A 21,112-nucleotide genomic window follows, 5' to 3' on the forward strand; every position below is an offset into this window, starting at 1 on the left:
GTTAGGCGCGGGATGCCGATGCCCTCTCCCCTCTCCCCCGAATCCCGCCGCGAGATGTCGCAGGAGGCGCGCGCCCATTTCCATCGCCACATCGATCGCGTCCGGCCCGGCTCGCATGTCTTCGAAGTCGCCAGGCGCGTCATCGTCGGCACCTATAGCGATGGCTTCATCCATGCGGGCAATCTTGCCTATCTGTCGCTGATGACGCTCTTTCCCTTCTTCATCGTCGCGGCGGCGGTGGCGAGCATCTTTGGTCGCACCGAGGATGGGGTGCAGGCGGTCAATGCCTTCCTCACTACCGTGCCACCCGGCGTCGCCGATGTGGTGCGCCAGCCGATCAGCGATGTGCTGACCGCGCGGACTGGCCCGCTGCTGTGGCTGGGCGGTCTTGTCGGCCTGTGGACCGTGGGCAGCCTGATCGAGACGATTCGCGACATATTGCGCCGCGCCTATGGCACGAAAAGCACCAAGCCCTTCTGGCGCTATCGTCTCGGCGCCATCGGCATCACGCTGGTCAGCGTGTTCGCGGTGATGTTCGCCTTCACGCTCCAGGTCGCGATCACCGGTGTCGACCAGTTCCTGCACCGGATATTGCCGTGGGCCGATAAAGCGATCGCTTTGGTCGCTTCGGCGAAGCTGGTGCCGATGGGCATCACCGGCGTCGCGCTCTGGTCATTGTTCGTTGCCTTGACGCCCACCGTCTATAAGGATCGGCGCTTTCCCAAATGGCCCGGCGCGGTGGCGACCGCGCTCTGGTGGTACGGCGCGACCATGCTGCTGCCGCCCACCCTGTCGCTGCTGGGCGGTTATGGCCGCACCTATGGCAGCCTGGCAGGTGTCATGATTACCCTCATTTTTTTCTTTCTCGTCGGGCTTGGCGTGGTAATTGGCGCGGAATTGAATGCGGCGCTGGCGGAATTCCCGGAAGAGGAAGCAGATGCCGCCATGCAGGATAAAGGGAACGGAACGACATTATGACAGGCTTGATGGCAGGGAAGCGCGGGCTCATCATGGGGCTGGCGAACGACAAGTCGCTGGCTTGGGGCATTGCCAAGCAACTGTATGACCAAGGTGCGGAGCTGGCCTTTTCCTATCAGGGCGATGCGCTGGCCAAGCGCGTGCGGCCGCTGGCTGAGCAGGTCGGGTCGGATTTCCTGATCGACTGCGACGTCACCGACATGGACAAGCTGGACGCCGCCTTTGCGGAGATCGAGGCGCGCTGGGGCACGCTCGATTTCGTCGTCCATGCGATCGGCTTTTCCGACAAGAATGAGCTGCGCGGCCTCTATGTCGACACCAGCCTGGACAATTTCCTGCTGACCATGAATGTGTCGGCCTATAGCTTCGTGGCCGTTACAAAGCGCGCCCGCGCCCTGATGCCCAATGGCGGCAGCATCCTGACGCTCAGCTATTATGGCGCGGAAAAGGTCATCCCCCATTATAACGTCATGGGTGTGGCCAAGGCGGCGCTGGAAACCAGCGTCAAGTATCTGGCGATGGACCTGGGTCCGGAAAATATCCGCGTCAATGCGATCTCCGCCGGACCGATCAAGACGCTGGCGGCCAGCGGCATCGGTGATTTCCGCTACATCCTCAAGTGGAACGAATTGAATTCGCCGCTGCGTCGCAATGTGACGATTGAGGATGTGGGTGGCGCGGGTCTCTATTTGCTGTCGGATCTGGCGTCGGGCGTCACCGGCGAGATTCACCATGTCGATGCGGGCTATAACGTCATCGGCATGAAGGCCGAGGACGCGCCCGATATCGCGCTCGACAAGGCGTAAAGACTGAACGCGACCGGATCGGGAATATCATGAGCTTCAACACATTCGGTCGCGTCTTTCGTTTCACCACCTGGGGTGAAAGCCACGGTCCCGCGATCGGCGCGGTGGTCGATGGTTGTCCTCCGGGCTTGCCGTTGTCGGAAAGCGACATCCAGCCATGGCTTGACCTGCGCAAGCCCGGCACGTCCAAATTCACCACCCAGCGCCGCGAGCCGGACGAAGTGCGCATCCTCTCCGGCGTGTTCGAGGGCAGGACCACCGGCACCCCGATCAGCCTGATGATCGAGAACACCGATCAGCGGTCCAAAGATTATTCCGAGGTCGCCAAAGCCTATCGCCCCGGCCATGCCGACTATGCCTATGACGCCAAATACGGCTTTCGCGACTATCGCGGCGGCGGGCGTTCCTCGGCGCGCGAAACCGCCAGCCGCGTGGCGGCCGGCGCGGTGGCGCGGCTGGTCATCCCGGAAGTCGACATCTTCGCCTATGTGAGCGAGATTGGTGGCGACGCCATCGACTATGCGAATTTCGATGCTTCGCAGATCGGCCGGAATCCGTTTTTCTGCCCTGACCCGCAGGCGGCCCAGCGCTGGGAGGCGCTGGTCGATAGCGCGCGCAAGGACGGCTCCTCGCTCGGAGCCATCGTCGAATGCGTCGCGTCGGGCGTGCCCGCGGGCTGGGGCGCGCCGCTCTATGCCAAGCTGGACAGCGAACTGGCCGCCGCGATGATGAGCATCAATGCGGTCAAGGGCGTGGAGATTGGCGACGGCTTCGCTGCGGCCCGCCTACGCGGCGAGCAGAATGCCGACCCGATGCGGCCGGGCAATGACGGTCCCGTCTTCCTCGCCAATCATGCCGGCGGGATAGCCGGGGGCATCTCCACCGGTCAGCCGGTGAAGGTCCGCATCGCCTTCAAGCCGACCAGCTCGATCCTGATCCCGGTCGAGACGGTGACGCGCGATGGCGAAGCGTCGGACATCATCACCAAGGGCCGCCATGACCCGTGCGTCGGCATTCGTGGCATCCCGGTGGTCGAAGCGATGATGGCGCTGGTGCTGGCCGACCAGAAGCTGCTCGATCGCGCGCAATGCGGCGAACGCCCTGATCGGGACTGATGGAAGTCATGGATCGGCGCGCCGGACCGCCCTGATCCCGCGCTCAACGCGCAAATGGCGCGAGACGACTCGGCCCGATTAGGTTAGGATGACGGCCATCGCCCGCGGGAGGGCGAGCGGCAGAGCGTAAGCTGGGGAGCGTCACCACGCACAGCGCGGATTGACGGTCAAAATGTCCCCTTAAAGCCGCAACACGGGCCAGCCATGTCCCCATGGCTGGCCCTTTTTGTTTCGTCCTGGTCAGAGCATAGGGTTATCCGGCTGAGCTGGTACGGCCAATCCGGCGCGGGCGGCCCTGTTCGCGTCGTCGCACGCCGGGCATCAGGGAAGGGACATGACAAGGACAGCTCCATGACAAGCCTGAACTTCACGCAGGTCGACGCCTTCGCCGATGCGCCCTTCAGCGGCAATCCCGCCGCCGTGATACCGCTCGATGCCTGGCTCGACGACGCCACGCTCCAGGCGATCGCGGAAGAGAATAATCTCTCCGAAACCGCCTTCACTGTGCCGACCCCTGACGATCCGGATGCCGACTATGAACTGCGCTGGTTCACCCCGACGATCGAAGTGAAGCTGTGCGGCCATGCCACGCTGGCGAGCGGTCATGTGCTGATACAGGGCGCGTCCGTTCGTTTCCGTACCCGCCATGCTGGCATTCTGACCGTCACCCGCGATGGGGAGGGCTATGCCCTCTCGCTCCCGGCCTGGACGATGGCGCCCGCGCCTTTACCGGTACTGGCGGCGGGGCTGGGCGGGCAGCCGGTCGAATCGCACTGGCGCGACGGGGGCTATAGCCTCTTCCTCTTTCCCGACGCCGCCAGCGTGCGCGCGCTGACCCCCGATTTCGCGGCCTTGAAGCCGTTGGGTGACATGATGCTGATCGCCACCGCGCCGGGCGAGGATAGCGATATTGTCAGCCGCGTGTTCGTGCCGGGCGGCGGGGTGGATGAAGATCCCGTCACCGGCTCCGCCCATTGCCTGCTTACCCCCTTCTGGGCGGAGCGGCTGGGAAAGACGCAGATCAGCGCCTATCAGGCTTCGACGCGCGGCGGCCGGCTGGGCTGCACCCTGGCGGGGGATCGGGTCATCCTGACCGGCGGCTGCCGCACGGTGATAGAGGGGCGCTTCTTCCCTTAACGCCTCAACCCGGAAACAGTCCGACCAGCCTGGCCAGCGCCCCGCGTACCGCGCGGCGCTGTTCCTTCTTCGGAGACATGCCGATCCGCACCACCGTCAGCCGCTGCGATGGGGATATGAGGATATATTGCCCGTTATGCCCGACGCAGCCGAACAGGCTCTCAGGTGCCTGCCCCGGCATCAGCGCGCTTTCGCTGCTTTCCCGGTTCAGCCAGATATGCAGCCCATAGGCCGGATTGCGCCGGGACGGGGTGGTCATCAGGTCGATCCATTTTTCCGGCAGGATCTGGTGGCCGGTGGGTGATCGGCCGCGGCGGCGCAGCAGGTCGCCGAAGCGGCCATAGTCGCGCGCGGTCATGTGCAGGATGCTGCCGCCGATCATCGTGCCGTTGGCGTCATATTCCGGCGTCAGGCTTGGCAGGTTGCCGGGCGCCTTCAGCCGCCCGTCGATGAACATCTGCATCGCGCGCCGCCGCGTGTCGGGATCGCGGCTGTTGGTCAACATCCGCGTCATCAGGTCGGCCAGGATCAGGGTGGAACCGGTCGAGTAGGCGAACTGCTCACCCGGCGCATGGGCCAGCGGTTTGGATTCGGCATAGGCCGCCATGTCCCGCGCGCCGTCGGTGAACAGCATCCGTACCGTGTCGCCCTGTGGCTGGGGATCGCCATCCTCGACATGGTCGAGGCCCGAACTCATCGTCAGCAACTGGCGCAGCGTGATCTTGCCGCGCGGGTCGCCCGGCTGGCTCCAGGCGGCGACCGGCACGGGGGCGTCGAGCGCCAGCCGCCCGTCGGCGACCATCAACCCGACCAGCACCGCCGTCACGCTCTTGGCCATCGACCAGGACAGCAGTTTCGTGTCCGGGCCGAAGCCGGGCGCGTACCGTTCCGCGATCACTTTCCCGTCGCGCATCACGAGCAGCGCACGGGTCTGGCCCATCTGATCCGCGTCGAACAGCGGGTCGATCGCGCCGCGCAGCGCGCTTTCCCCGACCACCGCATCGGACGCGACGCTATAGACCGGGTCTGGTCCCTGGTGCGCCGCGCGCACGGCCAGCGTCCCCGCGACCACGAACCCGACGATGGCCGCGCCCAGGCCAAGGCGCTTTACGATTCGGTTGTCGATCTGCATAAGCCGGCCCCTAACATAGTGGGACGAAAAAGAGCCATGGCGGTTCGGCGAAAATGGTGGGTTGGGGCAGGGCTGATCCTGCTGGCCCTGCTTGGGGTTCTGGCCTGGCATTGGACGGCGCTCCATGCGCAGGCGCAACTTGGCGTTGCCTATGGCGCACGCATCGGTTGTTCCTGCCGCTATGTCGAAGGGCGCGCCATGGGTAGCTGCCGGGACGATAAGGAACCCGGCATGGCGCTGGTGCGCCTGACCGACCTGCCGGAGGAACACGCCGTTCAGGCCAGTGTTCCCCTGATCGCCAGCCGCACCGCGCGCTTCAAGCCCGGCTGGGGCTGCCTGATCGACCCGGTGCAATAAAAGGGGGACGATTACGACGCTGGCCCCATCGCATCCCAGCCGCTAAGGCCTCCCCATGGCGCGCGACATCCCCATGCTTCTCCACGACATATTCGGCTTCACCAGCTTTCGCGGGGTGCAGGATCAGGTGGTGGGGCGCGTCATGGCGGGCCAGCCCACGCTGGCCATCATGCCCACCGGCGCGGGCAAATCGCTCTGCTACCAGCTTCCCGCCGTGGCGCTCGACGGCTGCTGCGTCGTCGTCTCGCCGCTGATCGCGCTGATGCATGACCAGTTGCGCGCGGCGCAGGCGGTGGGCATCCGCGCTGCCAGCCTGACCAGCGTCGATGCCGACTGGCGCGAGACGCAGGATCGCTTGCGGGGCGGCGACCTCGATCTTCTCTATGTCGCGCCCGAACGCGCCAGCGGCGAGGGGTTCCGCGCCTTGCTGCGCAGCGCGAAGATCATCCTCTTCGCCATCGACGAAGCGCATTGCGTGTCCGAATGGGGGCATGATTTCCGTCCCGACTATCGGTTGCTGCGCCCGCTGCTGGACGAGTTTCCCGATGTCCCGCGACTGGCGCTGACCGCGACCGCCGACGCGCATACGCGCAAGGATATCCTCGTCCAGCTCGGCATTCCAGAGGATGGGCTTATCATATCGGGCTTCGACCGGCCCAATATCCGCTATGCCGTCCACCCGCGCGATGGCCTTAGCCGCCAGTTGGCCGACCTGCTGGCGACCGAAAAAGGCCCTGGCGTCGTCTATGCGCCGACCCGCGTCGCGACCGAGAAGCTGGCGGAGACGCTGGGCCGTTCGGGCCGGCCGGTGCGCGCCTATCATGCCGGGATGGAGCCGGCCCAGCGCGCCGCCAACCAGGCCGCCTTCATCGCCAGCGAGGATATGGTGATGGTCGCCACGGTCGCGTTCGGCATGGGGATCGACAAACCCGACGTGCGCTTCGTCGCCCATGCCGGCCTGCCCAAGTCGATCGAGGGCTATTATCAGGAATCGGGCCGTGCGGGCCGTGACGGCGAACCGGCGGTGGCGCATCTTTTCTGGGGCGCGGAGGATTTTGCCCGCGCCCGGATGCGGATCGCCGAACTCGATACGAGCCGCCAGCAGGGTGAGCGCACGCGCATCGCGGCGCTGGGCGCACTGGTCGAAACCGCGACCTGCCGCCGTGCGATCCTGCTGCGTCATTTTGGCGAAAGCCCACCGCTGACCTGCGGCAATTGCGACAATTGCCTGACGCCACCCGCCAGCGTCGATGCGACCGAGACCGCGCGCAAATATCTTTCCGCCGTCTATCGCACCGGGCAGAGTTTCGGCGCGGGGCATATCGAGCAGGTGCTGACCGGCGCGGTGAGTGACAAGATACGCGAGCGCGGCCATGACAAGATTTCCGTCTACGGCATCGTCAACGGGGAGGAGACGGCATTGCTGCGTCCCGTTTCGCGCGCGCTGCTGGTGCGCGACGCGCTGGAGACGACCGAGCATGGCGGGCTGATGTTCGGCCCCAATGCCCGGCCGATCCTGCGCGGCGAAGAGGAAGTGCGCATCCTGGTGCCGCCCAGGCGCGAGCGGCGCAAGCGCAACGCCCGCAACGGCGCAGACGCCAATCCGGTCGGCGATCCGCTATTCGACGCGCTGCGCGCCTGCCGCCGCGAACTGGCGCAGGAGGCGGGGGTGCCGCCCTATGTCATCTTCCATGATTCGACCTTGCGCGAAATGGCGGAGCAACGGCCGTCCAGCATTCGCGACATGAGCCATATCAGCGGCATCGGCCAGAAGAAGCTGGACGCCTTTGGCGACGCCTTCCTCGCGGCGATCCGGCCGTTCTTATGATTTCCGTCCGTGCTCCTGCGAAGGCAGGAGCCCAGGATTGAGCGCGTGACGGTTCGCTCTGGGCTCCTGCTTTCGCAGGAGCACGGCGCTGTGACTTGAATCCTGATCCGCTGTGGCGCATGGCTCGCGGCAAAGGAGAAGCCCATGTTCCGCAAGCTCACCGACCGCATTTTCGTGTCGCCGCAGATCAGCATCGATCAGGTCGCTGAAGCCAAGGCGCAGGGCGTGACCGTCATCATCAACAATCGCCCGGACGACGAGGAACCTGGGCAGGTCAATGGCGCGGAGATCGAGGCGGCGGCGCAGGCAGCGGGCATCGCTTATGTCGCGGTGCCAGTCGCTCATGGTGGCTTTTCCCCCTGGCAGCTCGACGGTATGGCCGATGCGCTGGCGCAGGCGGGCGAAGGCAAGGTGCTGGCCTATTGTCGTTCGGGTACGCGCAGCACATTGCTCTGGTCGCTGACCCGCGCCCGCGCGGGTGACAATGCCGATGTGCTGGCGGCCCAGGCGGCGGCGGCGGGTTACGATATCAGCCCCGTGCGCCAGATCATGGACGCGCTGGCCGGGCAATAGGAAAAGCGCCGCTTAGCTTCACATATTTCCCGTAAATTTCGACATTATCGAACAAAAGTTGGAAATCTTGTTTCGTGGAGGCTGGTCTTTCGCCATGCTAACAGGGAGAGGTGGAATAGGACAGCGTCGCCGCTCTAGCCGCATTCCACCGTGACATGCTCCATCTTCGGCAGGGCGCGCACGCGCTTGCGCACCGCTGCGCCGTCCGTGCCGGGCGCCAGGCTGATGATCGCGGCATGGGCGTGGGGGCCGATGCGCCAGACATGGAGATCGCGGATGGTGGCGCCTTCCGCCTCCGCCTCGCGCCGTACCGTCGCCATCAGCGCCGGTTCGGCGGTGTCAAGCAGGATGGCGGCGGTGTCCTTCATCAGGCTCCAGGACCAGCGCGCGATCACCACCGCGCCCAGCAGGCCCACCGCCGGGTCGAGCCACCACCAGTCGAGATAGCGTCCGGCAAGCAGCGCCGCGATCGCCAGCACCGATGTCAGTGCGTCGGTCAGCACATGGACATAGGCGGCGCGCAGATTATTGTCGGTGTGGCCCGGCTTCTGATCGTGGGCGTGCCCGTCGCCATGCGCATGGTCATGCCCGTCGTCGTGGCTATGGTCATGCCCCAGCAGCAGGGCGCTGATGATGTTGATGATGAGGCCGATCACCGCCACCAGCGTCGCCTCGCCAAAGGCGACATGGATGGGCTGGAAGAAGCGCAGTGCCGATTCGACCGCGATGAACAGGGCGGTGAGGCCCAGCAGCAGGGCGGAGGCGAAGCCGGCGAGGTCGCCGACCTTGCCGGTGCCGAAGGTGTAGCGGGGATTGCGGGCGTGGCGCTTGGCATAGCCATAGGCCGCCGCCGCAACTGCCAGCGCGCCGGCATGGGTCGCCATGTGGAAACCGTCGGCCAGCAGCGCCATCGACCCGGTGATCCAGCCGAAGACGATCTCCACCACCATCGTGGCCGCCGTCAGCCAGACCACCCAGAGGGTGCGTCGGGCATTCTGGTCATGGCCGGCGGTCAGGTAGATATGGTCGAAATAATGACTGTCCTCCCCGTCGCCCGGAATCGGGGCGGGGGCAGGATCATGGCGATGATCGCCATGGGCATGATCGTGCCCGTGCCCGTGCTGGTGTCCGTGGCTGTGATCGTCGTGCATCGTCATTTCCCGTAACGGCGGATCAGCGCCAGCATTTCTTCGGTCGCCGCGGTGCGCGCCGCGTCGGAGAGGCCCGGCCGGGCGACATGTTCGCGCATATGCTGCTCGATCAACTCCTCCATCAGGCTGCCGACCGCGCCGCGCACGGAGGCAACAAGCTGGAGCGTTTCCGAACAGCCCGCATCGCCGGTCAATTGCCGCTCCACGGCGGCGACCTGGCCCGCGATCCGGCGCACCCGCGCCAATAATTTATCCCGATCCGCGATGATATGCATAGGATACCCCCCTATACTATATTGAGCGCGACGCCTAGCCCGAATTTGGCCTAAAGGACAGGTATGACGAACGAACCGGATCATGACCTGGCGATCATCGGCGGCGGCCTGGCGGGCGGGCTGATCGCGCTCGCCTTTGCGGCGTTGCGGCCGGAGGTGCGGCTGCTGCTGGTCGAGCAGGGGGAACAGGCCGGGGGCAATCATATCTGGTCCTTTTTCGACGGCGACGTGGCGCTCAGGGACCGTTGGCTGGTCGACCCGCTGATCGCGCATCGCTGGCCGCAGGGGCATGAGGTGCGTTTCCCCGATTATGCGCGGCGGCTGGACACGCCCTATAACAGCGTCACATCTGTCCAGTTCGCTGTCCATCTTCGGCGGGTGCTGGGCGACCGGCTGCTGACCGGGGCGGTGGTGACGGGCCTGTCGCCGCAGGGCATCACCCTGGCGGACGGGCGATCGATCAGGGCCGGGGCGGTCATCGACGCGCGGGGAGCGGGGGATATGTCCGTTTTGCGCTGCGGCTGGCAGAAATTCGTCGGCCATGCGTTGCGATGCGAAGCGCCCCATGGGATCGACCGCCCGGTCATCATGGACGCGACTGTCGAGCAGCAGGACGGCTATCGCTTCGTCTATCTGCTGCCCTGGGATGACCGGACCCTCTTCGTCGAGGATACCTATTACAGCGATTCGCCCGATCTGGATGTGCCGGCGATCGATGCGCGGATCGCCGCCTATGCGCAGGCGCGGGGCTGGCGCGCGGAAGTGATCCATCGCGAGCAGGGGGTGTTGCCGGTGGTCCATGGCGGGGATTTCGACCTTTACTGGCCCAAGGATGATCCAGTAGCGCGTGCGGGCGTCAGGGCCGGGCTGTTCCAGCCGATGACCGGCTATTCGCTGCCCGATGCGGTGCGATTCGCGCTCTGGCTGGCGGATCGGCCGCTGGATGACCTGCCCATTGCGACCCGCGCCTATGCAGGGGCGCATTGGCGGCGGGGCGGCTATTACAGGTTGTTGGGCCGGATGTTGTTCGGCGCCGCCCGGCCGGACCAGCGCTGGCGGGTCTTTGCGCGTTTCTATCGGTTAAGGCCGGCGCTGATCCAGCGTTTCTATGCCGGGCGATCGACGATCGCCGACCGCATCCGCATCTTGTGCGGACGGCCCCCCGTGCCCATAAGGGACGCCATGCGAACATTGTGGAATACGCCCGCCTGATGGGCAGGACAGCGATCGTCATTGGTGCGGGCTTTGGCGGCCTGGCGCTTGCCATCCGTTTACAGTCGGCGGGGGTGAGCACCACGCTGGTCGAGGCGCGCGACCGGCCGGGCGGGCGCGCCTATATGTGGGAGAAGGACGGCTTCACCTTCGACGCCGGTCCGACCGTCATCACCGATCCCGATTGCCTGGCCGAACTGTGGCGCCTGTCGGGCCATGACATGGCGCAGGATGTCGCGCTTGTGCCGGTGTCGCCCTTCTACCGGCTCAACTGGCGTGACGGCACCAATTTCGACTATTCGAACAATGAAGCGGCGCTGCGGGCGGAAATCGCCAAGCTCGATCCCAACGATGTCGCCGGCTATGAGCGCTTCTGCGACTATGCCGCAGGCGTTTATGAAGAGGGCTATCGCAAGCTCGGCTCGGTCGCCTTCCTCGACTTCGCGTCGATGATAAAGGCGGCGCCCTCTCTCGCCAAATACCAGGCGTGGCGGTCGGTCTATTCGGTCGTCGCGTCCCATGTGAAGAATGAGAAGCTGCGCGAGGCGCTGTCCTTCCACACGCTGCTGGTCGGCGGCAACCCGATGAAGACCAGCGCCATCTACGCCCTGATCCACAAGCTGGAGAAGGATGGCGGCGTCTGGTTCGCGAAGGGCGGCACCAACAGGCTGGTGCAGGGGATGGCGACCCATTTCGAGCGGCTGGGCGGCACGCTGCGCCTGGGGGACGCGGTTACGCGGATCGAAACCTATGGCGACAAGGCGACGGCGGTTCATACCGTGTCGGGCTGGCGCGGGGAGGCGGACGCCATCGCTACTAATGCCGACCTGATGCACAGCTATCGCGACCTGCTGGGCCATCATCCGCGTGGGCAGAAGCAAGCCGACAAATTGTCGCAAAAGCGCTGGTCGCCCAGCCTGTTCGTGCTGCATTTCGGCATCAAGGGAAGCTGGCCGGGCATCCCGCATCACATGATCCTGTTCGGACCGCGCTATGAGGGGTTGCTGACCGATATCTACGATCATGGCGTGCTGCCGCAGGATTTCTCGCTCTATCTGCACCATCCGACCGTCACCGATCCGTCGATGGCGCCGGACGGGCATTCGACCTTCTATGCGCTCGCCCCGGTGCCGCATATGGGCAAGCTGCCGATCGACTGGGACCAGTTCGGCCCTGCCTATGTCGAACGCATCCTGGATGAGATCCAGCATCGGCTGATCCCCGATATCCGATCGCGCATCGTAACCCGCTTCCATTATGCGCCCAGCGATTTCGGACGTGATCTGAACGCGCATCTGGGCAGCGCCTTCAGCCTGGAGCCGCTGTTGACCCAGAGCGCCTGGTTCCGCGCGCATAATCGCGACGATGTCATTCCTAATCTCTATCTGGTAGGGGCCGGCACCCATCCCGGCGCGGGCATCCCCGGTGTGGTGGGCAGCGCCAAGGCGACCGCGGCGCTGATGTTGCAGGATTTGGGCTGAAGATCATGAAGAGACTGGCAGTATATTGCGGATCGGCGACGCCGGCCGACCTGACCTATATCGACGCGGCGCGTCATGTCGGCCGCACGCTGGCGGAGCGGGGCATTGGCGTCGTCTATGGCGGCGGGCGACTGGGCCTGATGGGCGCAGTGGCGGACGCGGCGCTGGAGGCGGGCGGCGAGGTAATCGGCGTGATCCCCGAAGCGCTGGTCGGCGCGGAGGTCGCGCATCGAGGCTGTACCGAATTGCATGTCGTCCAGACCATGCACCAGCGCAAGCAGCTCTTCACCGACCTGTCGGACGGCTTCGTCACCCTGCCCGGCGGCGTCGGCACGATGGACGAATTGTGGGAAGCGATCAGTTGGGCGCAGCTCGGCTATCATGACAAGCCGGTCGGTCTGCTCAATGTCGCGGGCTTCTACGACCAGTTGATCGGTTTCAACCGGCAGATGGTGGAAGCAGGCTTCATCCGGGCGCAACATGCCGGGATATTGATCCATGCGGACAGTATCGAGGCGCTGATCGACGCCATGGCCGCCTATCAGCCGCACGAGACGATCTTCGCGATGAAGGCGGCGCGGCTTTGAAATTATAGTTCCCCTCCCGCTTGCGGGAGGGGTTAGGGGAGGGCATGTCTCCGGCTGTGATCCTGACAGACCCTCCCCCGGCCCCTCCCGCAAGCGGGAGGGGAGAATTGGTCGCCCACGCCCGCGACAGCATCGCGCGCGGGTCCAAGTCCTTCGCCATGGCGTCCAAGTTGTTCGATCGCGTTACCCGCGAGCGGGCATGGCTGCTCTATGCCTGGTGCCGCAAGTGCGACGATATCGCCGATGGGCAGGATCATGGCGGGACGCTGCGGGGCGTGGCGGACGGGCAGGCGCGCCTGTCGACCATCCGGGTGTTGACCGACGCGGCGCTGCGGGGCGATCCGACCGGCGATCCGGCCTTTGACGGATTCGGCCTGGTAATGCGCGAGTGCGCGATTCCCCCCCGCTATGCCCATGACCTGATCGAGGGCTTTGCGCTCGACGCGCGCGACTGGCGGCCGCGCAGCGAGGCGGACATGTTGCACTATTGCTATCATGTCGCGGGCGCGGTCGGCTGCATGATGGCGGTGCTGATGGGGGTCGATCCGCAGGATCAGGCGACGCTTGACCGGGCCTGTGACCTGGGCCTTGCCTTCCAGCTTGCCAATATCGCCCGCGACATCAGCGAGGATGAGGCGGCGGATCGTTGCTACCTGCCAGAAGCGTGGCTGGTGGAGATGGATATCCCGCCCGGCGAGCATATGAAGCCCTGGGCGCGGCCGCGTCTGGCGGTGCTGGCGCGGCGTATGGCCGACATGGCGGCCGCCTATGAGGAAAGCGCCCGCCATGGCACCGGCGCGCTGCCGCTGCGCGCGGCCTGGGCGGTGCTGGCGGCGGCGGGCATCTATGGCGATATCGCGCGGGAAGTCGCGCGGCGAGGCGAACGGGCCTGGGATCATCGAGTGGTGACGCCCACGCGCGACAAGCTGGGCTGGGTGATCCGGGCAGGTTGCCAGGTGCCGGGCCGTGCACGCCGCTGGCCCGCCGACGCGCCACGCGACACAAAGCTTTGGACCCGGCCGACCTGAACAAAAAGACCGATGCTTTCGCATAAGAAAATCCTCCCCTGCCAGGGGAGGATGAAGGATTACCCCCGGATGCGCGCGCTGAATTTGCAAACGGCATAATCGCCAAAAAAAGGGCCGGTACTTTCGTACCAGCCCAAGGCATGTTCGCAGGAGGAACAAGGTGGGGCGGGCGGGCCATGTCCCGATCGGGCGGCCCGCCCTGCCAAATTTATAGGTTGTAGGCGCGCTCGCCATGTTCACCGAGGTCGAGGCCTTCATATTCGACCTCCTGGCTGACCCGCAGACCGGTGACGGCCTTGGCGATGAAGATGGCGATGGCGGTGCCGATCCCCGCCCAGAGGATGGTCACGACGACCGCTTCGATCTGGACGAGCAGCTTGGCGCCGATCTCATAGTCCGCAGCGCCGGGGCCACCGAAGGCAGGCGAGTAGACGATGGCGGTGCCGATGGCACCGATCATGCCGCCGATGCCGTGGATGCCGAAGGCGTCCAGCGAGTCGTCATAGCCAAGCTTAGGCTTGAGGACGGTGACGGCATAGAAGCAGACGATCGAGGCGACGGCGCCCAGGATGATCGCACCGAACGGACCGGAGTTGCCGGCGGCCGGGGTGACAGCGACGAGGCCGGCGATGATGCCCGAGCAGAAGCCCAGTGCCGAACCCTTGTGACCGTTCAGCTTTTCGGCAAGCATCCAGAACAGACCGGCGGACGCGGTGGCGACGAAGGTGTTGATCATCGCGAGCGCTGCCGAGCCATTGGCTTCCAGCGCCGAACCGGCGTTGAAGCCGAACCAGCCGACCCACAGCAGGCCGGTGCCGACGCCGGTCAGCGTCAGGCTGTGCGGCGGCATGGGTTCCTTGGGATAGCCGATACGCTTGCCCAGGATGATCGCGGCGACCAGCGCGGAAACGCCGGCGTTGATATGCACCACGGTGCCGCCCGCGAAGTCGAGGGCGCCGGCCTTGAAGAAATAGCCGCTTGCCGCCCATACCATGTGCGCGATCGGGTAATAGACGATCGTCAGCCAGATCGCTGCGAAGACCATCACGGCCGAGAATTTGATGCGCTCGACCACCGAACCCAGCACCAGCGCGATCGTGATCGCGGAGAAGGTCATCTGGAAGCAGACGAAGACATATTCGGGAATTTCGACGCCGGCGGTGAAGGTCGCCGCTTGCGAAGCGGGCGTGATACTCTTCAGGAAGGCCTTGTCGAAGGTCGAGACGACGTTGGAGAGGCCGCTGGTGTAATCCGGACCGAAGGCCATCGAATAGCCGTAGATCACCCAGAGCAGCATCGCGAGGCAGGCCACCGCGCCGATCTGCGTCATGACCGACAGCATGTTCTTGGTGCGGACGAGGCCGCCATAGAAGAGGGCCAGGCCCGGCAGGATCATCGCCAGGACCAGGATGGTCGAGGTCATCATCCAGGCGGTGTCGCCCTTGTCGACCGTGGCGGCGGGCGTCGCCGCCTGCGCCCAGGCGGGCAGGGCGGCAAAGAGCGAGAAGGCCGCAGCCCCCGCCACGCCGCCGAGTTTCTTGGAAAAGGTCATTATTTCCCCCTTCTTACAGCGCGGTTTCGCCGGTCTCGCCGGTGCGGATGCGCACGGCCTGACCGACATCGAGGACGAAGATCTTGCCATCGCCGATGGCGCCCGAATTGGCCGCCGCCTGGGTCGCTTCCACGACACGCGGCGCGAGGTCGTCGTCGCAGACCACCTCGATCTTGATCTTGGGAACCATGTTGGTCGAATATTCGGCGCCGCGGTAGATTTCGGTCTGCCCCTTTTGACGACCAAAGCCCTTCACTTCGCTGACCGTCATACCGGCGATGCCGAGCGAGGAGAGTGCCTCGCGGACATCGTCAAGCTTGAACGGCTTGATGATAGCCATGACAAGTTTCATGTCGCCCCCTGTTACTGGTGTGCGGAACCATAGTTAGCAAGAGGCGTGCCAAATCGATAAAGACGGGTTCATGCGGGCTTGTGGTGCGATGCTTCGTGATGCAGCGCCGAAAAAATGGGCAGCGGTCCGCTGCTGCCTAAAAATTGGGCAGGGTTGCCTACCAGTGGCCGCCTTCAGCCACCGCGCTGGCTTCTTCCGGCAGGGTTTCTCGGCCGAGCGCTGCGTTACGGTGGGGAAAGCGACCGAAGCGGGTGATGATCGCATGATGCTGGCGGGCGAAGTCCAGCGATTTCGCGTCGCCCGCGCCTTTGAACAGGGTCAGGGACAGTTCCTGGTCTTCGCGCGCCTCGCTATGCTGGAACGGCATGTAGAAGAAGAGGCGTCCGGCGCCGCCGATCTGGATGTCATAGCCCAGGGCGATGGCGCCGCGCGCCACGTCCCGCGCCAGCGCGTCGGTGGCGAAGGCCAGGGACTGGTCGCGGAACATGTTGCGCGGCATCTGGTCGAACAGCAGCACGGCGGCGAGCGCATCGTCGGCCCGGTCGAGAAAAACCTCCGGCGGCAGGGCGCGTTTTTCCGCCCACAGCGCTTCGAAGCGAGCGGCGCAAAGCTGGTCGAGCGCGGGATCATGGCCCCACCATCCCGCTTCGCCCACCTGGTTGAACCAGAAATCGAGCAGCGCCGCCGCCCAGTCGGCGGTGATCGCATCATGGCTGTCGGTCAGCATGTTCATGCTTTCATAAGCGACGGACAAAGGGCACGGTTCCGCCGTTCGTGCCGCATCCGGCTCCGGTCGCCGCGCCGCCGGCCGGCGTTTTCAGGCTGCCGTGCCGCCCACGGTAAGGCCTTCCAGCAGCAAGGTCGGCTGGCCGACGCCCGCTGGCACGCTCTGCCCGCCCTTGCCGCACATGCCGATACCTTCGTCCAACGCCCAGTCGTGGCCGATGCCGACCACCTTGGTCAGGGCGGTCGGGCCGTCGCCGATCAGGGTCGCGCCCTTGATCGGATCGGTGAGCTTGCCATTTTCGACCTTGTACGCCTCGGTGCAGGAGAAGACGAACTTGCCCGATACGATGTCCACCTGACCGCCGCCGAAGCTCTTGGCGAAAATGCCGGACTTCATGCGGCTGAGCAGTTCCTCCGGATCGTCCTGACCGCCCTTGATGAAGGTGTTGGTCATGCGCGGCATGGGCGCATGGGCGTAGCTTTCGCGACGGCCGTTGCCGGTGGGCGCGACGCCCATCAGCCGGGCGTTGAGGCGGTCCTGCATATAGCCCTTGAGGATACCGTCCTCGATCAGGATATTTTCCTGCGTTGGCGTGCCTTCATCGTCGATCGATAGCGAGCCGCGACGGTCCAGGATGCTGCCGTCATCCACCACGGTGACGCCGTGCGCGGCGACCCGCTGGCCGACGCGGCCGGAAAAGGCGCTGGTGCCCTTGCGGTTGAAATCGCCCTCCAGGCCGTGGCCGATCGCCTCATGCACCAGCACGCCAGGCCAGCCGGGGCCGAGTAGCACGGTCATTTCCCCGGCGGGGGCGGCCACCGATCGCATGTTGACGCGCGCCTGGGCCAGCGCTTCGTCAATGGCGCGGTTCCAGACGCTCTTGTCCATTACCTGGTCGTAGAGATAGCGGCCGCCTACGCCGAACACGCCGGTTTCGCGCCGGCCATTTTCCTCCAGGATGATGGAGACGTTGAGGCGCACCAGCGGACGGATGTCGGTCGCGGTGAAGCCGTCGGCGCGGACGATTTCCACGACCGACCAGCTTCCGGCCAGGCTGACGGACACCTGGGCGACGCGCGGGTCGCGAGCGCGGGCGGCGGCGTCGATCTCGGCGCAGAGTTTCACCTTCTCGGCGAAGGGAACGATCTCCAGCGGGTTGGCGTCGGTATAGAGGTGGCGGTTGGTGCGCTGCGGCGGCGGGGCGGGCTGACCGTTGGCCGGATCGAGCAGGGCCAGCGTCTGCGCCGCCTTGCGGATCGCGGCATCGCTGATGTCGTTGGCATGGGCAAAGCCTGTCATCTCGCCCGACACGCCGCGCAGGCCGAAGCCCGCGTCGGTCGAATAGTCGGCGGTCTTGAGGCGGCCGTCATCGAAGCCGAAGGCCTCGCTCGCCCGATATTGCAGATATAGCTCGCCATCATCGCAGGCGGCCAGCGCTTCGGCCGTCAGGCGACGCGCGCCATCGGGATCGAGCAGGCCGGGGCGATAGAGAAGGCCACGGGCGTCGGTGAAGCCTGAGATGAGCGGGGGAGCGAGTTCGGTCATGCCGCCCGATATAGGGGCGACAATAGCCAAGCCCAATGGAAAATTTAGAGGCGCTTTAGAGGCTGGCGCCCGAAGCGATGTCCGGCCTGGTCACGACGTCGGCATTGTCGGCGACGCCGCCGATCAGCACGAAGCGGCGATCGCAATAGCCGCAATCGACATAGCCATGCTCGTCAATTTCCAGGAAGACGCGCGGATGGCCGAGGGCGGCGGGAATGTCTCCCGAACCGTCGCAGGAAACGCGGGACTTGGAGACTCGGATGATTTCAGGCGGCTGGATCATGGACAATGGCGTTAGCAGCGGCGAGGGTGCGCTGCAATATGCCGTGGCGCTACATCAGCGGCCAATGGAGCGGCGTGCAGGATGCCGGATCGCCCTTCATCGCCCGAACAGCCGGTTTCCAGTCGGCATGATCGCTGGCCGCCATCACCGCAAGTGGTGAGAGCATCAGCAGGACCGGCGCGAAACTGCCGCCAAGAAAGGCTGCGAACGTCATGCAGTAACAGTGCTGCATTCACGCTTGCTGCAGGATGAACGTTACGGCTGCGGATCGGCGTGTGCATGCACGCTTGATCGCAAGACTGGTGGGCGATGACGGGCTCGAACCGCCGACATTCTCGGTGTAAACGAGACGCTCTACCAACTGAGCTAATCGCCCCCTTCGGGTTCGCGCCTATCTAGGGATATCCGGCGCGGGGTCAAGCGGTCAATCGAGCGAAGGGGTCATCGGGCGAGCAGGCGGCGGCTGGCGCCGAACCAGCGCATCAGCGATTCGGCCGTCTCCTGCGCCAGGGTGATGAAGACGCGGCGGCCGTCATGCGGGTCGGCCTGCCGCTCCACCAGCCCCTTGTCGGTGAGCGTGCGAATCCAGCGCAGGGCGGTGGTCGGCGGCACGGCGGCGGCAATGCAGAGGCTGGAAACGGATACGCGCTCCTGCTCCAGCCGGGCGGCGAGCAGGTCGAGCAGCATGTCCCAGGCCGGATCGGCGAACAGGTCGCCGGGCAGGAAATCCGCGCGGATGCGGCGCGCACGGAGCAGGTCGCGAACCTGCTGCGGGGAGATGGCGGGCAGGTCGGCCGGGCGCGCCGTCGTGCTGATGGGCGCGAGCGTGGGCATACCGGCATAATCGCTCGGCCGGTCGGAGATGCGCGGCCCCAGGTCGAAGGAGGGAGGAGCAAGGCGGCTGCGCTGGGTCAGGGCGTCGAGCGTGCGGGCGAGGCGGCCGACCTCCTCGCTCAACTGCTGGAGCCGCACATTTTCCCGATCCATTTCATGGACGCTGCCGCTGATCGGCCGATGCTCGCCCGCCGCCACCAGGGCTGCGGCCAGTTCGGTCCGGTCGGGATCGCAGAGCAATTGGGTATGGGGGCTGCGCACGCAGGCGAAGGCGAGTTCGACCGTTTCCCAGCCCGCCACCAGGATCACCGCCATGCCGGTCTGGATCGCCTGGGTTTCGACCTGGACCAGCAAACGTTCCAGCGTCGGCGTGAAGGTGGGGCAAAAGAGCAGCAGCGCGTCGCATTGCACCTGCGCATCCAGCCGGGTCGACGCTTCGGTCAGGTCGGCAACACCCAGCAGGCGCAGGCCGGCCGCTTGCGCCACCGGCGCCAGATCCTGGACATCGGCCCAGTCCGCCACGACCAGAAGACCGGCGCGTTCGTCGCGCGGCGCAAGCGGCGCGGCATTGCCTGGCAACGGCTGGGCGTAGGAAAAATCTTCCATCATGGTCCGAATCCTGTTCTAGCTTCGTTCCGGAGACTAAAGCAAGAACGGATCGGTTCAGCCCGATCATCGGCCATTATGGAGCGAAGTTGGAAGAAGGCGTGGATTGGCGCTTTCTGCTACGCCCGGTTCGGTCCGTTTTCCATCCGGCCCGATGCCATCGCGGGGCGAAAGTCGAGGAACTTTCCTATCCTCTTAAGAAAGGATGATGATCGGTCCATAATGGAGTCAAACCTCAGAGTTTGTTTGAAAATGCGCGGAAGAGTGCATTTTGAGAGGGCTGGTGCCGCTATGCGCCGAAAGGCGCATCTTCAAACAGCGGTCGCGCGGGCGAAGTCGACATAGAGGGTGCGCAGCCGGGTTGCGACCGGGCCGGGCGTGCCGTCGCCCACGGGCTGGCCGTCGATGCGCACGACCGACAGGCAGAAGGTCGAGGCGCTGGTGATGAAGGCCTCCTTCGCGGCGAGGGCTTCCGCCACGGTGAAGGGGCGGCGGACGACGGCCAGGCCGCTTTCCTCCGCCAGCGTGGCCAGTGCCGCGCCGGTGCAGCCGGCGAGCACCGACTGGCTGTAGGGGCGGGTGATAATGCCTTCGTCGGTGACGATGAAGGCGGTGGAAGAAGCGCCTTCGGTGACGAAGCCGTCCTCCACCATCCAGGCCTCCTGCGCGCCGGCGTCCCTGGCGGCCTGCTTGGCCATGGCCTGGGCGAGCAGGCCCACGCTCTTGATGTCGCGGCGCGCCCAGCGCTGGTCGGGCATGGTGGCCACGGCGATGCCGGTCCTGACGGCGGGCATGTCGCTAAAGCTCTTGGCCTGCACGAACATGAAAAGGGTTGGTTGCAGGCCGGTGGGCGCGATGAAATCGCGGGTCGTGTCGGCGCCGCGCGTGATCTGGAGATAGACCAGCCCTTCGCCGAGCGTGTTGCGGGCGACCAGTTCCTTCTGTGCCGCCTCGATCTCCGCCAGGGTCAGCGGCAGGGCGATGCCGATCGCGGCGGTGGAACGCTCCAGCCGGGCGAGATGGCTGGCGCTGTCGACCAGCCTGCCGTCGATCACGGCGGCGACTTCATAGATGCCGTCGGCGAAGAGGAAACCGCGGTCGAGCGGGGAAATGCGGGCTTCGTCCAGCGGCAGATAGCTGCCGTTCAGATAGGCGACGGACATGGGCGATCCTTGGTGGGGGCGTTCAGGCGCTGCTTTTGCCGTTCGGGCGGGCGGGGTCAAGCGGGTCGCCGGGTGATAGGCGACGCAATTTTTGGAATGGGAGGTTACATCTTGTCATCACATCGAAGTTCACACCGTCGCAGGGGCAATTTCCGCGTCGGTTCGCGGCAATTTCGGCGGAAAAGCGTAGACGATGTGACGCTGGCGCACCATCCACGCGCCACCCCGGTCACGCCAGCGCGTCGCGGACGCCTCACCACCGCGCCACCTGGGTCACACTGGCGCGCCAGCAAGGTCACGGGCGTCTGGATGCGGGGGGAAGCAAGGGCTGTTTCATCCCCCAGGGTAGATCAGAGAAAATCCTACATTGAAAGCGGGACGGCATGTTCG

22 protein-coding genes and 1 tRNA gene are annotated in these 21,112 nt (G+C 65.5%); 11 read left to right on the forward strand and 12 right to left on the reverse strand.

The window, feature by feature from the left end; all coding sequences use genetic code 11:
• The first annotated feature begins 12 nt into the window (after positions 1-12).
• From MOK15_RS14390 to MOK15_RS14405, 4 genes are all read left to right on the forward strand, one after another.
• Positions 13-978 (forward strand): YihY/virulence factor BrkB family protein, encoded by a 966-nt coding sequence (locus tag MOK15_RS14390; RefSeq protein WP_242932241.1) that lies wholly within the window; start codon positions 13-15, stop codon positions 976-978.
• Positions 975-1,784 carry an enoyl-ACP reductase FabI gene (gene fabI, locus MOK15_RS14395; RefSeq protein ID WP_242932242.1) on the forward strand — a complete coding sequence of 270 codons (810 nt, stop codon included), beginning with the start codon at positions 975-977 and terminating at the stop codon, positions 1,782-1,784. The genes MOK15_RS14390 and fabI overlap by 4 nt, the downstream gene beginning before the upstream one ends.
• A gap of 29 nt (positions 1,785-1,813) precedes the next feature.
• The gene (gene aroC / locus MOK15_RS14400) at positions 1,814-2,899 is read left to right on the forward strand and encodes a chorismate synthase (protein ID WP_242932243.1); all 1,086 of its coding nucleotides are present in this window, start codon (positions 1,814-1,816) and stop codon (positions 2,897-2,899) included.
• 351 nt (positions 2,900-3,250) lie between these two features.
• A complete protein-coding gene (locus MOK15_RS14405; protein ID WP_242932244.1) occupies positions 3,251-4,036 on the forward strand; it encodes a PhzF family phenazine biosynthesis protein in 786 nt (261 codons plus the stop codon).
• 4 nt (positions 4,037-4,040) lie between these two features.
• On the opposite strand, the gene MOK15_RS14410 is transcribed toward MOK15_RS14405, so the two are convergent.
• Entirely contained in the window at positions 4,041-5,168 is a 1,128-nt protein-coding gene (locus MOK15_RS14410; RefSeq protein ID WP_242932245.1) for a serine hydrolase, read from the reverse strand.
• 36 nt (positions 5,169-5,204) lie between these two features.
• On the opposite strand from MOK15_RS14410, the gene MOK15_RS14415 reads away from it, so the two are divergent.
• From MOK15_RS14415 to MOK15_RS14425, 3 genes are all read left to right on the forward strand, one after another.
• Positions 5,205-5,525: a hypothetical protein gene (locus tag MOK15_RS14415; protein ID WP_242932246.1), complete on the forward strand. Its 321-nt coding sequence runs from the start codon at positions 5,205-5,207 to the stop codon at positions 5,523-5,525.
• Between the two features lie 55 nt (positions 5,526-5,580).
• Positions 5,581-7,353, forward strand: a complete 1,773-nt coding sequence (recQ, locus tag MOK15_RS14420) for a DNA helicase RecQ (protein WP_242932247.1) — start codon at positions 5,581-5,583, stop codon at positions 7,351-7,353.
• A gap of 144 nt (positions 7,354-7,497) precedes the next feature.
• Positions 7,498-7,926: a TIGR01244 family sulfur transferase gene (locus MOK15_RS14425; protein ID WP_242932248.1), complete on the forward strand. Its 429-nt coding sequence runs from the start codon at positions 7,498-7,500 to the stop codon at positions 7,924-7,926.
• A gap of 134 nt (positions 7,927-8,060) precedes the next feature.
• Here MOK15_RS14425 and dmeF read toward each other — a convergent pair whose 3' ends face one another.
• A complete protein-coding gene (gene dmeF, locus MOK15_RS14430) occupies positions 8,061-9,083 on the reverse strand; it encodes a CDF family Co(II)/Ni(II) efflux transporter DmeF (RefSeq protein ID WP_278254155.1) in 1,023 nt (340 codons plus the stop codon).
• Positions 9,080-9,352, reverse strand: a complete 273-nt coding sequence (locus MOK15_RS14440) for a metal/formaldehyde-sensitive transcriptional repressor (protein WP_242932249.1) — start codon at positions 9,350-9,352, stop codon at positions 9,080-9,082. The genes dmeF and MOK15_RS14440 overlap by 4 nt, the downstream gene beginning before the upstream one ends.
• 63 nt (positions 9,353-9,415) lie before the next feature.
• On the opposite strand from MOK15_RS14440, the gene crtY reads away from it, so the two are divergent.
• Genes crtY through MOK15_RS14460 form a run of 4 tightly spaced genes read left to right on the forward strand, consistent with a single transcriptional unit; the run spans position 9,416 to position 13,660 of the window.
• The gene (gene crtY / locus MOK15_RS14445; RefSeq protein ID WP_242932250.1) at positions 9,416-10,564 is read left to right on the forward strand and encodes a lycopene beta-cyclase CrtY; all 1,149 of its coding nucleotides are present in this window, start codon (positions 9,416-9,418) and stop codon (positions 10,562-10,564) included.
• Positions 10,564-12,045: a phytoene desaturase gene (locus MOK15_RS14450; protein WP_242932251.1), complete on the forward strand. Its 1,482-nt coding sequence runs from the start codon at positions 10,564-10,566 to the stop codon at positions 12,043-12,045. Before crtY ends, MOK15_RS14450 begins: the two co-directional genes overlap by 1 nt.
• 5 nt (positions 12,046-12,050) lie before the next feature.
• Positions 12,051-12,632: a TIGR00730 family Rossman fold protein gene (locus MOK15_RS14455; RefSeq protein WP_242932252.1), complete on the forward strand. Its 582-nt coding sequence runs from the start codon at positions 12,051-12,053 to the stop codon at positions 12,630-12,632.
• Between the two features lie 56 nt (positions 12,633-12,688).
• A complete protein-coding gene (locus tag MOK15_RS14460; RefSeq protein WP_347567225.1) occupies positions 12,689-13,660 on the forward strand; it encodes a phytoene/squalene synthase family protein in 972 nt (323 codons plus the stop codon).
• Between the two features lie 208 nt (positions 13,661-13,868).
• Here the strand turns inward: MOK15_RS14460 and MOK15_RS14465 are convergent, their stop codons facing one another.
• From MOK15_RS14465 to MOK15_RS14505, 9 genes are all read right to left on the reverse strand, one after another.
• On the reverse strand, positions 13,869-15,212 hold the full coding sequence (locus MOK15_RS14465; RefSeq protein WP_242932253.1) for an ammonium transporter: 1,344 nt from the start codon (positions 15,210-15,212) through the stop codon (positions 13,869-13,871).
• A 13-nt stretch (positions 15,213-15,225) separates the two neighbouring features.
• Entirely contained in the window at positions 15,226-15,564 is a 339-nt protein-coding gene (locus MOK15_RS14470) for a P-II family nitrogen regulator (protein ID WP_004209785.1), read from the reverse strand.
• A 157-nt stretch (positions 15,565-15,721) separates the two neighbouring features.
• Complete coding sequence (locus MOK15_RS14475) at positions 15,722-16,297, reverse strand: DUF924 family protein (RefSeq protein WP_242932254.1); 576 nt, start codon at positions 16,295-16,297, stop codon at positions 15,722-15,724.
• Positions 16,298-16,381: 84 nt separating this feature from the next.
• Positions 16,382-17,836, reverse strand: a complete 1,455-nt coding sequence (tldD, locus tag MOK15_RS14480) for a metalloprotease TldD (protein ID WP_242932255.1) — start codon at positions 17,834-17,836, stop codon at positions 16,382-16,384.
• A 55-nt stretch (positions 17,837-17,891) separates the two neighbouring features.
• Entirely contained in the window at positions 17,892-18,119 is a 228-nt protein-coding gene (locus MOK15_RS14485; RefSeq protein ID WP_242932256.1) for a zinc-finger domain-containing protein, read from the reverse strand.
• Positions 18,120-18,168: 49 nt separating this feature from the next.
• Positions 18,169-18,333 carry a hypothetical protein gene (locus MOK15_RS14490; RefSeq protein WP_242932257.1) on the reverse strand — a complete coding sequence of 55 codons (165 nt, stop codon included), beginning with the start codon at positions 18,331-18,333 and terminating at the stop codon, positions 18,169-18,171.
• An 86-nt stretch (positions 18,334-18,419) separates the two neighbouring features.
• A tRNA-Val gene (locus tag MOK15_RS14495) sits at positions 18,420-18,495 on the reverse strand.
• Positions 18,496-18,560: 65 nt separating this feature from the next.
• Positions 18,561-19,562, reverse strand: a complete 1,002-nt coding sequence (locus tag MOK15_RS14500; RefSeq protein ID WP_242932258.1) for a winged helix DNA-binding protein — start codon at positions 19,560-19,562, stop codon at positions 18,561-18,563.
• Positions 19,563-19,870: 308 nt separating this feature from the next.
• Entirely contained in the window at positions 19,871-20,722 is an 852-nt protein-coding gene (locus tag MOK15_RS14505) for a D-amino-acid transaminase (protein ID WP_242932259.1), read from the reverse strand.
• Positions 20,723-21,112 lie beyond the last annotated feature (390 nt).

It is taken from the genome of Sphingobium sp. BYY-5, from assembly GCF_022758885.1.
Classification (GTDB): Bacteria; Pseudomonadota; Alphaproteobacteria; order Sphingomonadales; family Sphingomonadaceae; genus Sphingobium.